Raw genomic sequence first — 13717 nt, 5'->3', positions numbered from 1 at the left:
ATTTAAATAATTTATTCTGCTAAATGTTACAGCCTGTAAGCATAGATATTTCAGTGGTAGTGCCATTGTATAATGAGGAAGAGTCACTGCCCGAATTGACCGCTTGGATAGATCGCGTGATGGTGCAACATGGATTTGCTTACGAGGTGATCTTAGTAGATGATGGAAGTACAGATCGTTCCTGGAAAACCATCGTACAGCTGAAAGAATCAAATCCGAAGATTACGGGAATTCGCTTCCGTCGTAATTACGGAAAATCAGCTGCGCTCAACGTTGGCTTTGCCGCCGCAGAGGGAGAGGTGGTGATTACGATGGACGCCGATCTGCAAGATAGTCCGGATGAGATTCCAGAACTATACGATCGCATCACCAATCAAAATGCAGATCTAGTGTCAGGTTGGAAACAGAAACGCCATGATCCGCTTTCGAAAACAATTCCTACCAAATTGTTTAACTCCGTGACACGAAGTATGTCGGGCATACACAATTTGCATGATTTTAATTGCGGCTTAAAGGCTTATCGGAAAGATGTGGTTAAAAGCATCGAAGTATATGGTGAAATGCATCGCTATATTCCGGTATTGGCCAAGTGGGCTGGATTTAGTAAGATTCAAGAACAGGTAGTACAACATTATCCGCGGAAATATGGCACCACCAAATTTGGTCCAGGTCGCTTTATTAAAGGATTTTTAGATCTAGCATCTATCTTTTTCGTGGGCAAGTTTGCCAAGCGTCCGATGCACTTCTTCGGGCCCATTGGCGTGCTGAGTTTCTTGGTTGGTTTTGTAATTACGTTATATCTGATATTCGATAAATTAGCTAGTATAGCCAATGCCACGCCGTATCGTAATGTGACGGATCAACCTTTATTCTATCTGTCTTTAGTGGCGATTATATTGGGTACACAACTTTTCCTGACGGGCTTTGTCGCAGAATTGGTATCCCGCAATGGATCCGACCGCAATAAGTACCATATCGAGCAAGTTATTTAGATGTTTTTCTCCATCATTATACCGCTTTATAATAGGCCGCAGGAGATTCACGAACTGTTGGAGTCGTTGACCGGGCAGCAGTATCCCGATTTCGAAATTATTATCGTAGAAGATGGTTCTCGCATTCAGGCGCGAGATATTGTGCAAGCATTTGCCGATCGCCTAGATGTGCATTATTATCTGACTGAAAATACAGGACAGGGTTTTGCGCGTAATTATGGATTCGGAAAAGCGAAGGGCGATTTCTTCATCGTATTAGACTCTGATGTCATCGTACCGCCCCAATACCTGCAACAGGTTGCTGCTGGTATTGGAGCACAGCAGCTTGACGCATTTGGTGGTCCAGATGCGGCGCATGATTCCTTCTCTGATATGCAAAAAGCGATCAGTTACAGCATGACTTCACCACTGACGACTGGTGGAATACGGGGTAATAAAAAACACATCGGGCCTTTTCATCCGCGCAGTTTTAATATGGGCATTTCGCGTGCGGTATGGGAACGTACGCAAGGATTTCGTCTTTCTAGACGATCAGAAGATATTGAGTTTAGTATCCGAATGATTGCCGAAGGATTCCATGTGGGGCTGATCCCCGAAGCATTTGTGTACCACAAGAGACGCACAGATCTATCCCAATTTTTTAGGCAAACCTACCTCTTTGGAAAAGGTAGAATAGATATCTACAAGATCTATCCGAAAGAATTGAAATGGGTACATGTCTTGCCGGCAGTTTTCGTAATCGGATTGGTCGTTATAGCTATGCTTACGCTGCTCAATGTATTGACTTATGGCGGCATCACGTTGTTTGTACAAATCGCTTATCTTGGCTATGCTTTCTTATCCCTGTATACCATTGCGCTATTTCTTCACGCTTTGAATACCACAAAAGATCTAGTCGTTGCACTTAATGCGGTACCGGCGGCTTACGTACAATTGGTAGCCTACGGATCAGGCTTTATCCAAAATTACCTAGATAAAATCTGCTTCCAGAAATAAGCTGCGAGCTTTGATCTTAGCAGAATCCTTCTTAACTTCAAGTCGGTAATTTAGCTTATTGCCGACCGGCCGTTAACAAATGTTGAGCACGAGCCATTTCGATCAGTAGATTTCCTAATTGTCGGTGTGGAGAAGCGAAATTAGCGGTGTACAACACAAAAATCGATCAATAATTTGAAAGTTACATTTTTAGGAACAGGTACCTCTCAAGGTGTGCCGATGATCGGTTGCCATTGCCATGTATGCACATCTCCAGATCATAAAGACAAGCGTTTACGCTCATCGATTCTAATTTCGTACGATGGTCGACAGATTGTGGTGGATACAGGGCCAGACTTTCGCGCGCAAATGTTGCGAGAAGAAGTGCCTCGATTAGACGCGGTGCTCATCACACATTCGCACAAAGATCACATCGCTGGATTGGATGACGTGCGCGCATTCAACTATCTCCAACAAGAATCCATTCCTATTTATGGTACAGATGTGTCGCATGATGCGCTTCGGAGAGAGTTTTATTATGCTTTTGCAGATCATAAGTATCCAGGCGTTCCACAGTTAGAATTGGAAGAGATTCATGCCGCACAAGCTTTTGATTTATTTGGCAAAGAAGTGATGCCCATTGAGGTGATGCATTATCGTATGCCCGTTTTAGGCTTTCGTATCGACAATTTCGCCTATATCACGGATGCAAAGACCATAGCTGAAGAATCTTACCGTTTATTAGAAGGAGTGGAGGTGCTGGTCTTAAATGCCTTACAACGCGAAGCGCACATTTCTCATCTTACGCTGGAGGAAGCGCTAGCAGTGGTAGATCGCGTGCATCCAAAACAAGCTTACTTTACGCACATCAGCCACCGTTTTGGTCGACATACAGAAATACATACGGAGTTGCCTCCGCATGTATCTTTAGCTTATGATGGTTTGCAGATCGAAATCTAACGGAAAATATTAATTCAATACCACTGTTGGTGCAGCTGTATTTTCAACCTCATCATGCTGAGCGAGCATCGTTTTAGAAGTTGTTTTAGTTTTCAAGATGTTACTACTTGCCATGTAATTTTTATTGTTAGCATAGATGTACATCATAGAACCGCCTTTGATCGTATTAATAACAGCCGCATTTATTTCGCGCGGCAGCGCTGGACAACCATAAGAGCGCCCCAATCTTCCCATGCTTTTTGCTAGATTGACATTGCAGTAATCTGCGCCATGCATCACGATCGCCCGCGCTCTTGCTTGATCGTTAATGCCCTTTTCTAAGCCATCAAGACGAAGCGAATAGCCATTTCCACCTTGATACGTTTCAGCAGTTACGTAAAATCCCAAAGAGCTTTGAAAAGACCCATGTTTATTAGAAAAGTTTGTAGCATAGTTTTCACCTGTATTACGACCGTGGGCTACAACGCTATGGTGCAGTAGTTTTTTGTTCTTTAAATCAATGACGTAAAGCCGTTTCTCGGTAGATGGCAAGGTGAAATCAATCACCGTGATCAGCTCCTTTTTTGTGCGGTGGCGCATCGATTCATAACCGTACATCGCTTCTTCGAATGCCTGATAGTTTAATATACTATCGACATGCAAGCTATCGTACATAGCACGAATCTGATAAAATGGATCTGGTTTTGCGATATCAATAGCCGTTATTTTCTCGGCAGGTTGGTCAACATATCGGTCTTTAAAGCTGGCGAATGCAATAAATATTAAACTAACAGACGCCAAAATTCCAAAAAAAATCTTCCTCATAATCCCTTCTTCCCTTTTTTTATGAATGCACAAATCTAGTAATAAAGGTGTTACGAAAATGTTAAATTATGTAAAACTACTCAATTACGATAATCAGGGATGATAAGGTTTTAGTCCAATTATATACAAATTCTGCGTGGGAAGAAGCATTTCTAACGCACATGTGTGAGCGAGGTACGGTACCCAATGACCAGCTGTACTCAACGATTTTACCCTTAGGATTATTTACTGGCACACCATGGATATAGCCGCCATTACTGAATCTAGTTGCATATGGGGCAAATCCCTGAATAGTAGAGGTGCCATCTTTTAGGAACATCATTTTCTTCTTTTTCTCCTGAACTACATAAACGCCTAAAGGTGTCTCGGTAGAAAATGGCGGTTTGTGCATGCCGCTGGTGGCTGGATTCATACTTAATACTTTCCAAGCTCCTTTATCTGTTTTTTGAAAGGTGGCTATATTTTGGTTTGTCACATCTACGATGGCGACCCGATCAAATACAGCGGTATCACCTAATACTTTTACGTAGCGATCCGGCACATCAAATTTGCCCGGTAGCGAGATGCCCTCCACTTCCATCATATCGGCGGTGGTGTCATTTTTAGTAATAATAACAAGATATCCATCACGGCCGTACAATTCCGGTGCATCATGCTGACCCGTTGCATACAGCGGCACACCTTGCCAGCGCTCTGTTCCCAACGAATCCGCCACACGCTTGTAGGCATTTCGTTTCCAATTTTTCACTAAAGGTGCTTCCCTATTTTTATTGCGATGATTCTGCAATACACCATACTGGTGTGGCATGCGTTGGAAATTCTCCACAGCCGCCAGCCGTTCTTTGATTTTGTCCCATTGAAATACTCGGGTAGTATCTTCATACGCATAGCTATCTTCCAAGGTATGTTTATCGTATTCCAGATCTTTCGTCAGGTTGATGTCGGCTGCCTTAACAGGTTGCTTGCGTACTTCCTCTTCTGCTGCCTTTATTTGCGCTAGGGAATCTGCCGTTCTTTTTTCCGCATCAGATATTGATTTTTCTTCTGCTGTTTTGTTTTGGCAGGAGAACATAAGAAATATTGACATTAAGACACAAAATACTGTTCGAATAGTATAAACGTTTTTGATCATTTTATCCATTTAAAAGAGAGAGAGAAAAGCTCTATTCACAAAGCGGTAGACGATTTCTCAAGGGAAATATATATTTAAGGTTAGATACAAAAAGCCGACCAATTATTACACCTAATTCGTATATTGTTGCCACAAAATGATCTACTAACGAAAGACTGCTGCATTTGATTTTTTTTCATTGCATCTTAGCTGTTAAATAATATGGCTGATTTACAAGGGGTTTACCTTTATAATTTTGCTCTAAAAGTAGCTATTTTGAGCGTTAAATACACGTTAATTTTATCTAAAAGATACCATTTGGCGTCATTTTAGCGTTTAGTAGTGAGTATTGTAATAAAAACGTTACTTCTTAAGGACATCTATGCTAATAAAGAAAAACAATTGGTTTCAACCACAATGGATTATCGTGCTCTGTAGTGCGATTTTTTTATTGGATAGCTGTAGCCACAGCGAGTCCAAAGAAAAGGAAAAAGGGGAGAAAGCCCTTGCTTTGCCGGTGCACGTTGTAAAACGTAGTGATGCCGTCACCGTGAAGACGTACCTAGGTACCATTGAAGGTAAGGTAAACGTCGAAGTAAGACCGCAAGTAGAAGGCTTATTGCAGGAAATATACGTGGATGAGGGTGCTTATGTACAAAAAGGGCAAAAGCTTTTCAAGGTCGATCAATCTGCCTATCAAGAAAGCTTGAATAATATGTTGGCAACAGCTGAAGTAGCCAAAGCGCAGTTAAAGAATGCACAGCTGGAGATTGATCGGCTTAAGCCATTGGTGTCTAATGATGTAATTTCTGATGTGCGATTATCAGCAGCACAATCCGATTACGAAGTAGCGCAGGCTACTTTGCAACAAGCCCAAGCCGCGGTGCGTAGTGCAGAGATTAATAAAGATTTCACCCTTATCACGGCACCTGTAAGTGGGTATATAGGTCGCATACCTAAGCGTATCGGTAATTTGGTGACTAAAGGAGATAAAGAACCGCTTACTTTTCTTTCGGATATTCAGGAAGTATACGTGTACTTCGCGATGAATGAGTCTGATTTCTTGTATTTTTCTAAGGCACAAGCCAAGAAAGATAGTATTGCTGGTCGCGAATACAATAGAAATAATAAGCTCACCTTTCCGAAAGTTACTCTTGTGTTAGCCGATGGCGAAGAGTACCCGATTAAAGGTGTGGTCGATGCGGTGAACGGACAAGTCGATCGTAGTACCGGTGCGATTTCACTACGAGCCACCTTTGCCAATCAAGACAATATCTTGCGTTCGGGTAGTAGTGGTACACTTAAAATTGCCGAGGTCAAAGAAGCTGTATTGCAGATCCCTCAATTGGCGACCAATGAATTGCAAGATAGGACCTTTGTATATGTCGCGAATAGCTCCAACCAGGTACAACGCCGCAATGTGGTGGTGAGCGGAAAAAGTAAGGACAACTACATTATTTCAGAAGGAATTGAAGAAGGCGATCGCGTCGTGCTGAGTGGCTTCGATAAGCTGACAGACGGCTCGACGATCATTCCTATTCAGAAGTAAGCGAGGGCAATTGATCCTCCTGTTCTATTTTTTACATTAACAACTATCTATGCTGAAAGTATTTGTCGAACGTCCGGTATTGGCTACGGTGGTATCCATCGTATTAGTCATCCTCGGATTAGTAGGAATGAAATTATTGCCGGTTACGCGCTTTCCGGAAATTGCACCGCCGAGTGTGGTGGTGTCGTTAAGCTATCCCGGTGCAGATGCGGAAACCGTTGCTAAAAGCGTTTTGCTTCCGATAGAGGAAGCCATTAACGGGGTGGAGGATATGACCTACATCCGATCTACGGCTTCCAATTCTGGAGCTGGAACGGTCACCGTATTCTTTAAAACAGGAACAAATCCAGATGTAGCATCGGTTAACGTACAGACGCGTATCTCGCGCGCTATCAGTTCGATTCCGGCCGAAGTAAATGAAGCGGGTATTACGACGATGCCGCGGCAGAGCGGTGTAATCATGACGATCAATTTGTATTCCGATCATCGCGATACGGTGTACGACGAAACGTTCCTGCAAGCCTATGCACAGATCAATTTGATGCGTCCGCTATTGCGGGTAGATGGTGTAGCGCAGGTGTCCAGATTAGGAGCACGTGATTACGCGATGCGTCTTTGGTTGAATCCAGAAAAACTTGCTTTATACAATCTCGTTCCACAGGATGTGATGAAAGCTATCAGCGATCAAAACTTTGAAATGGCACCCGGTAAGTTTGGGGAGACCTCCGAGGAAGTCTTCGAAACGGTGATTCGCCACAAAGGACGATTCTCGCAACCAGAGCAGTTCGAAAACATGGTCATCAAGACCAATAACGATGGTTCAGTACTCTATTTAAAAGATCTAGCTCGTATTGAGTTTGGTGCTACCAACTTGAACTCCGATAACAAGGTGGATGGCAACCCGGGTCTGACGCTCAATCTTACTCAAACCAGTGGATCCAACGCACACGACATTGACGTTGCGGTTCGCGAAGTGTTAGAAGAGCAAGCGCGCTCTTTCCCCAATGGTATCAAATACGAGATTACCTATTCGGTTCGTGAGCAGATCGACGAATCCATTAGTCAGGTGCAGCATACCCTTTTCGAGGCGTTTATTTTAGTATTTATCATCGTATTTATCTTCCTGCAAGATTTACGTTCTACGCTGATTCCAGCGATTGCTATTCCAGTTTCGTTGGTCGGTACGTTCTTTTTCTTGCAGATGTTTGGCTTTTCGCTCAATGTGCTCACCATGTTTGCGCTCGTACTCGCCATCGGTATCGTGGTGGATGATGCCATTGTGGTCGTGGAGGCCATTCATCAAAAGATGCATAGTACGGGCTTGAAGCCCAAGGCAGCCACGATCCGAACGATGTCAGAGATTACCGGAGCGATTTTGTCCATCACGATGGTGATGGCTGCGGTGTTCTTGCCAGTCGGTTTTATGGAAGGGCCGGCCGGTATTTTCTATCGACAGTTTGCGTATACATTGGCCACCGCCATCTTAATCTCCGCGCTGAATGCGCTGACCTTAAGTCCAGCGCTCTGTGCCTTATTACTGAAAGCACCAAAGCATGAAGACGCCGAGGGCGAACATCCGGTAGTGAAGAAAAAGAAATTTGCCTTGTACCGCGATCGCTTCTTTACGGCTTTCAATACGGCATTCGATCGTTTTACGGAGAAATACATCGGGGCAGTTAAGTTTTTAATCACGCACAAAACAGTAGCTTGGGTTGGTTTAGCATTGATCACCGTAATCGGATTGGTGCTGATGTCACGTTCTCCGCAAAGTTTTATTCCTACGGAGGATGATGGATTTATCACCTACAACTTGGCCATGCCTCCCGGCGCTTCTTTAGCGCGTACAACAGAAGTATTGCGCAAAGCGGATAGTATTTTGCGCAAACGGGAAGATGTATTGGGGATGACGACTGTTTCTGGTTTCAATGCGCTAGACGCAAGCGCCAGTCCGGCATTCGCCGCAGGCTACATCAATATGCACCCGCATGCCAAGCGCTTAGGGATTAAAAAGATTGAAGCATTTATGGATACCATTCGCAAAGATCTTGCTCAGATCCACGAAGCACAATTTACCGTCTTCGCACGGCCAACCGTGCAGGGGTTTGGTGACTTTGCCGGTACGGAATTAGTATTGCAAGACCGGATGGGTGGCGATATTCGCGACTTTAATATGATCGCAGATACGTTTATCAATCAGCTCAATACCTTGCCGGAGATCGACAATGCCTACACCACCTTTAAATCCAACTTTCCGCAGTACGAAGTGAACATCGATGTGGTCAAAGCGAAATCACTAGGCGTAGATGTGCGCGATTTGATGTCGACCATTCGGTCGTATTATGCACGTGTGCAGGCGGGAGATTTTAGCCGCTTCGGCAGACAATACCGCGTATATATCCAATCAGATTTCGATTATCGAAAAGATCCTGAATCTTTCAATTCGATCTTTGTGCGCAACAAAGCTGGCGAGATGGTGCCGATCAACACCTTGCTTACGTTAGAGAAGGAAGTTGGACCGGAGACGATCACGCGCTACAATTTGTACAATGCGATTGCGGTTAATGCGACGCCTGCGCCGGGCTACAGTTCGGGTGACGTGATGGAAGCTATTGAAGAATTGGCCGATGCCCAATTGCCGGGTAACTATGGTTTCGAATGGACGGGGATGAGCTTTGAAGAAAGTCAGTCGGGTGGCCAGATGGTTTTGATCTTTGCGCTGAGTATTCTCTTCGTTTACTTTTTACTATCTGCGCAGTATGAAAGCTATATTTTGCCATTTGCCGTGCTACTTTCTATTCCCGTAGGTTTGGTCGGCGTATATGCTACGATTGGTTTAGTTGGTTTGCAAAACAATATCTATGTGCAGGTTGGATTGATTATGTTGATCGGTTTGCTGGCGAAGAATGCCATTTTGATTATCGAATTTGCCGTACAGGAACGGGATAAGGGATTGACCATTGTAGATGCAGCCATCATGGGCGCGCGTTTGCGACTTCGCCCAATTCTGATGACGAGTTTGGCTTTCGTAGCAGGTTTGGTGCCGTTGATGTGGTCGGTCGGTCCATCTGCGATTGGTAATCATTCCATCAGTTTTAGTGCTGCCGGCGGCATGCTCTCCGGTGTAGCCTTTGGTATTTTTGTAATCCCGATGTTGTTTATTGTGTTCAAGACGTTGGACGAAATGGTAAGGGATAAATTTAAAGAGGAGGAGGACTAAATTATGCGTAACAAGTTTTTATTTGGTTTCTTCGGTCTAGCCTTATGGATATTCTTTGGTGTACAAGGATGCAAGGTCGGGAAGAAATATGTACAACCAGAATTGGATCTGCCAGAAACCTATCGTGGCGACACCATTGCGTACTTTGCAGATACCATCAGCATAGGACGAATTGATTGGCGTACGTTTTTTCAAGATACCATCTTGAAGGATCTGATCGATTCGGCTTTGGTGAATAATAATGATATGCGAACCGCACTGCTCAATATCGAAATCGCCGATCAGCAAGTGCGGCAGAATCGTGCGAACTTTTTGCCGTCGGCAGAAGCACGCATCGCCAGTGCCAATCGACAATGGCGCTCGCGGGATTTTATTTCGGCACCGCCTTCCAAATATTATGGTGATGGCGGTCGGGAGTTGCCCGAGAATATGTACGTATTGCTTTCGCAATTTGGTACGGATATCAGCTTCAGTTGGGAATTGGATATTTGGGGCAAAATCCGCAATCGACAAGATATGGTGGTAGCCGACTACCTCGAAACGCATGAAGCGCGCAAAGCAGTACAAACTAATTTAATCGCGCGTGTGGCCATGGGCTATTTTAATTTGCTGATGCTGGATGCGAAGATCGAAGTGGCTAAACGAAATGTACAACTTAATGATAGTACATTGCAGATTATCAAGCTACAATACGAAGCCGGGGAGATCACCGCGCTTGCTATACAGCAAACGGAATCTCAACGATTATTGGCCGCTTCACTAGTGCCAGAGTTAGAGAAGGAAATCGCTTTGCAGGAAAATGCATTGCGTGTACTAGCTGGTGAGATGCCGGATCGTATTTCGCGCGGTAATAGCTTTGATGAGCTGTTGGATGATGCTAACGATATTTCATTAGGTACTCCAGTGGAGGTTATTCGCAATCGACCGGACATTCGTAGCGCCGAGTTGCAATTGATCTCGGCGAATGCGAATGCCAATGTGCAACAAGCGATGCGCTATCCAGCGCTTACGATTGGCGGTACATTGGGGGTGAATGCGATGTTACCCAAAAATTGGTTTAATATTCCTGGCGCTTTACTCGGCGGCATTGCAGGCGATATCACAGCACCTATTTTCCAAAACAGACAGCTTAAGACGCAATATGAAATTGCGCGATTGGAACGAGATCAGGCAGAGATTGGTTTGCAGCAAAAAGTGCTAGAAGCCGTTGGTGAAGTGTCAGATGCCGTGATTACGGTAGGTAAACAGCGTGAGCAATTGGAATTTGCGGAGCAGCGCGTTAGCAATTCAGCTTTAGCCGTGCGCAACGCAGGTTTGTTATTTAAAAGTGGTTATGCTTCCTATTTGGAAGTAATCACTGCCCAGAGCAACGCGCTGGACAGTGATCTGGCTTTGGTAGAATTGCGTCAGCAATACTTAGCCTCTTATATTGATTTATATCGCTCCCTTGGCGGAGGTTGGCGATAAGCGTTTAACGAGTTGCGGCAGCTTGGGATACCATTGGTAATCCTGCAGCTTCCGCAATTTTGTGTGGAATATCGATGTTGTCCATCTTTTGGTGGAATAGATCTGCACCTTGTCCAATCGCATAAATTGGAATATAAGCCGCCGAGTGATTGCCAGAAGCCCAGGAAATGCTAGCCGCTCTATTCAATGCTTTTACTGCTAGTGCTGCGATACGATCATCGATCGCATATAGACTTTTCTCCGTTTCATTCTGATGTTGTACAAAGCTACGGTTGTAGGCTTCTTTGATTTCTTTTTCTTCGGTCTCACTTATTTTTACCGACTTCCACAAGCCTGTGTTTTCTTCCAACAATTGCTTTACGACATCCCAAGAAGCATTTGGCGTGGCTTTGCGCAAATCAGAAATCTTGTTGCTGAGTACACCTTGCGATACTTTCTGATGCTGAATGCGGCTGAGTTGTAAGGTTGAGCTGCCATTGCCCAATACCATACCGCCCGTCTCGTGATCGGCCGTTACCAAGATCAACGTCTCTTCTGGATGTTGGGCATAAAAACGGAAAGCCTCGGCTACTGCCGCGTCGAAATCTTTGGTTTCTTGGATCGCTGTAGCGCCATCGTTGCTGTGGCAAGCCCAATCAATTTTGCCACCTTCTACCATCAGGAAGAATCCTTTGTCGTTATCTTTTTGCAAAGTTTGAATAGCTGAAGCTGTAATTTGTTGCAAAGTCAATTCTTCGGGTTTGCGATCTATCGCATAAGTCAATGCTTCAGCAGGAGTGCCTTTGTCGGCCATCAAGATCACCTTATCAGCCGTATTTGCGATTTTTTTATACTCTTTCAATCCATACGCTAGCGTATAGCCTGCTTTTTCAAATTGAGGGAACAGGGAAGGAGCTGCTTCTTTTTTGTACGTTTTTTCCGGACTTAGAAATCCGGCTCCGCCGAAGAAATGAAATCCAGATTTGATCAGATCTTGTCCAATCTCGTAATACATATTGCGGTCGGCTTGGTTCGCGTAAAAAGAGGCTGGCGTTGCATGATCTATACTCACGCTGGTGGTAATGCCCACTTTCATACCTTGCTCTTTCGCAAAATAAGCAATGCTTTTATACGTTTCTGTACGGCTAGAATCCATGCCGATCACGCCATTTTTTGTTTTGTGGCCTACGGCCAATGCCGTACCCGCCGCAGCAGAATCTGTGACGCCGTGCGATAAAGAAAAGGAAGTGGCAAAAGTGCTAAACGGAAATTTGGTGAATGTCAATGGAAATACGGTATTACGGTTTTCCAGCGCAGCTTGATAGGATTCTGCAATATGCACTTGATTCAATCCCATGCCATCTCCAATCATGTAGAAGATATATTTGGGCTTATTTTGCGCAAAAGATGCGCTAATTTGTAGGACAAATAATAAAATAACGTAAAAAATCTGTTTTCTCATGGGTTGCTTTTTTTGCAAAGATATGCGCTTCATGTTAAGGCACTGTTACGATTTGAGAATAATACATTGGTAATTGATAAGGAATACACGAATTGGGCCGCAAAGTATGTCATGCGATTGGTAATTCGATAGTGGTTTATCGGTTCGAGTATTGCCTTGGATTACGTACCTTTACCAGATTATCAAACGCAGCAAACACAAAGTATGAAGATAGGCGTAATCGGTAGCGGAAGTTGGGCAACAGCCATGATCAAAATGCTTTCCGACAACAAACAGCCAAAGCAAGTGTACTGGTGGGTACGCAAGGAAGAAGATGTAGCACATATCCGTACCTACAAGCACAACCCGAGCTACCTCAGCTCTGTAGAAGTAGATTTCGCTGACGAATTTGTCACTTCCAATCTCCGCGAAGTCGTCGCACAATCAGATATTATTATCCTCAACACGCCCGCCGCTTACTTGAAGGCGGTGCTATCACCCTTGTCAGCAGCAGATTTTGAGGGAAAAGTCGTGGTTTCTGCTATCAAAGGCATTGTGCCCGACGAAAATATGGTTGTAGGCGATTATTTGCCTTATGCTTACCAAGTTCCTTTGGAGGAAATTGTCGTCGTAGGTGGACCCTGTCATGCGGAGGAAGTTTCTTCCGAACGATTATCGTATCTCACTATCGCTTCGCGCAGAGTGGATCACGCCAAGACGGTGGCTAGTTTGCTCGAAACACGCTACATCAAAATGATCATTTCCTCCGATATTATCGGTATTGAATATGCTGCAGTATTAAAAAATATCTTTGCCTTGGCCGGCGGTATTTGTCATGGATTAGGTTTTGGAGATAATTTTCAAGCGGTATTAGTATCCAATGCGATCCGCGAAATAGATTATTTTGTGAAAGCGCTCGATCCCAGCGATCGGGAGATCAACCATTCCGCCTATTTGGGAGATTTATTAGTAACAGCTTATTCACAATATAGCCGCAATCGCACCTTTGGTGCGATGATTGGTAAAGGATATAGTGTGAAATCTGCGCAAGTGGAGATGAATATGGTCGCCGAAGGATATTATGCCTCGGCCTGTATTCAATCTATTATCAAGAAAAATAAACTGCACATGCCCATCTGTGATACGGTATACCAAATCTTGTATCAAGGAGCGCAACCTATGCAGGAGATTAAAAAATTAGCAGATTCCCTTACTTAATGAA

At 44.2% G+C, this 13717-nt stretch carries 10 protein-coding genes; 7 read left to right on the top strand and 3 right to left on the bottom strand.

Annotated elements, in window-relative coordinates; all coding sequences use genetic code 11:
* Window positions 1-41: 41 nt before the first annotated feature.
* From DC487_RS13095 to DC487_RS13085, 3 genes are all read left to right on the top strand, one after another.
* Window positions 42-992 carry a glycosyltransferase family 2 protein gene (locus DC487_RS13095; RefSeq protein WP_116776617.1) on the top strand — a complete coding sequence of 317 codons (951 nt, stop codon included), beginning with the start codon at window positions 42-44 and terminating at the stop codon, window positions 990-992.
* Entirely contained in the window at window positions 993-1988 is a 996-nt protein-coding gene (locus DC487_RS13090) for a glycosyltransferase (protein WP_116776417.1), read from the top strand.
* 174 nt (window positions 1989-2162) lie between these two features.
* Entirely contained in the window at window positions 2163-2927 is a 765-nt protein-coding gene (locus DC487_RS13085; RefSeq protein ID WP_116776416.1) for an MBL fold metallo-hydrolase, read from the top strand.
* Between the two features lie 9 nt (window positions 2928-2936).
* On the opposite strand, the gene DC487_RS13080 is transcribed toward DC487_RS13085, so the two are convergent.
* Window positions 2937-3731: a murein L,D-transpeptidase catalytic domain family protein gene (locus tag DC487_RS13080; RefSeq protein ID WP_116776415.1), complete on the bottom strand. Its 795-nt coding sequence runs from the start codon at window positions 3729-3731 to the stop codon at window positions 2937-2939.
* Window positions 3732-3807: 76 nt separating this feature from the next.
* Window positions 3808-4818: a L,D-transpeptidase gene (locus tag DC487_RS13075; protein WP_116776616.1), complete on the bottom strand. Its 1011-nt coding sequence runs from the start codon at window positions 4816-4818 to the stop codon at window positions 3808-3810.
* 406 nt (window positions 4819-5224) lie between these two features.
* On the opposite strand from DC487_RS13075, the gene DC487_RS13070 reads away from it, so the two are divergent.
* Genes DC487_RS13070 through DC487_RS13060 form a run of 3 tightly spaced genes read left to right on the top strand, consistent with a single transcriptional unit; the run spans window position 5225 to window position 11075 of the window.
* Window positions 5225-6391: an efflux RND transporter periplasmic adaptor subunit gene (locus DC487_RS13070; protein WP_116776414.1), complete on the top strand. Its 1167-nt coding sequence runs from the start codon at window positions 5225-5227 to the stop codon at window positions 6389-6391.
* Window positions 6392-6440: 49 nt separating this feature from the next.
* Complete coding sequence (locus tag DC487_RS13065) at window positions 6441-9608, top strand: efflux RND transporter permease subunit (protein WP_116776413.1); 3168 nt, start codon at window positions 6441-6443, stop codon at window positions 9606-9608.
* Between the two features lie 3 nt (window positions 9609-9611).
* On the top strand, window positions 9612-11075 hold the full coding sequence (locus tag DC487_RS13060; protein WP_116776412.1) for an efflux transporter outer membrane subunit: 1464 nt from the start codon (window positions 9612-9614) through the stop codon (window positions 11073-11075).
* A gap of 4 nt (window positions 11076-11079) precedes the next feature.
* On the opposite strand, the gene DC487_RS13055 is transcribed toward DC487_RS13060, so the two are convergent.
* Window positions 11080-12516 carry an alkaline phosphatase gene (locus DC487_RS13055; RefSeq protein WP_116776615.1) on the bottom strand — a complete coding sequence of 479 codons (1437 nt, stop codon included), beginning with the start codon at window positions 12514-12516 and terminating at the stop codon, window positions 11080-11082.
* A gap of 204 nt (window positions 12517-12720) precedes the next feature.
* On the opposite strand from DC487_RS13055, the gene DC487_RS13050 reads away from it, so the two are divergent.
* Window positions 12721-13713, top strand: coding sequence for an NAD(P)H-dependent glycerol-3-phosphate dehydrogenase (locus tag DC487_RS13050; protein WP_116776614.1), 993 nt, complete (start codon window positions 12721-12723; stop codon window positions 13711-13713).
* Window positions 13714-13717: the final 4 nt, after the last annotated feature.

Origin of the sequence: Sphingobacterium corticibacter (assembly GCF_003076635.1) — a bacterium.
Lineage (GTDB): Bacteria > Bacteroidota > Bacteroidia > Sphingobacteriales > Sphingobacteriaceae > Sphingobacterium > Sphingobacterium corticibacter.
Note: the sequence above shows the minus strand (reverse complement) of the source record. Positions and strands in the feature narration are given on the sequence as shown.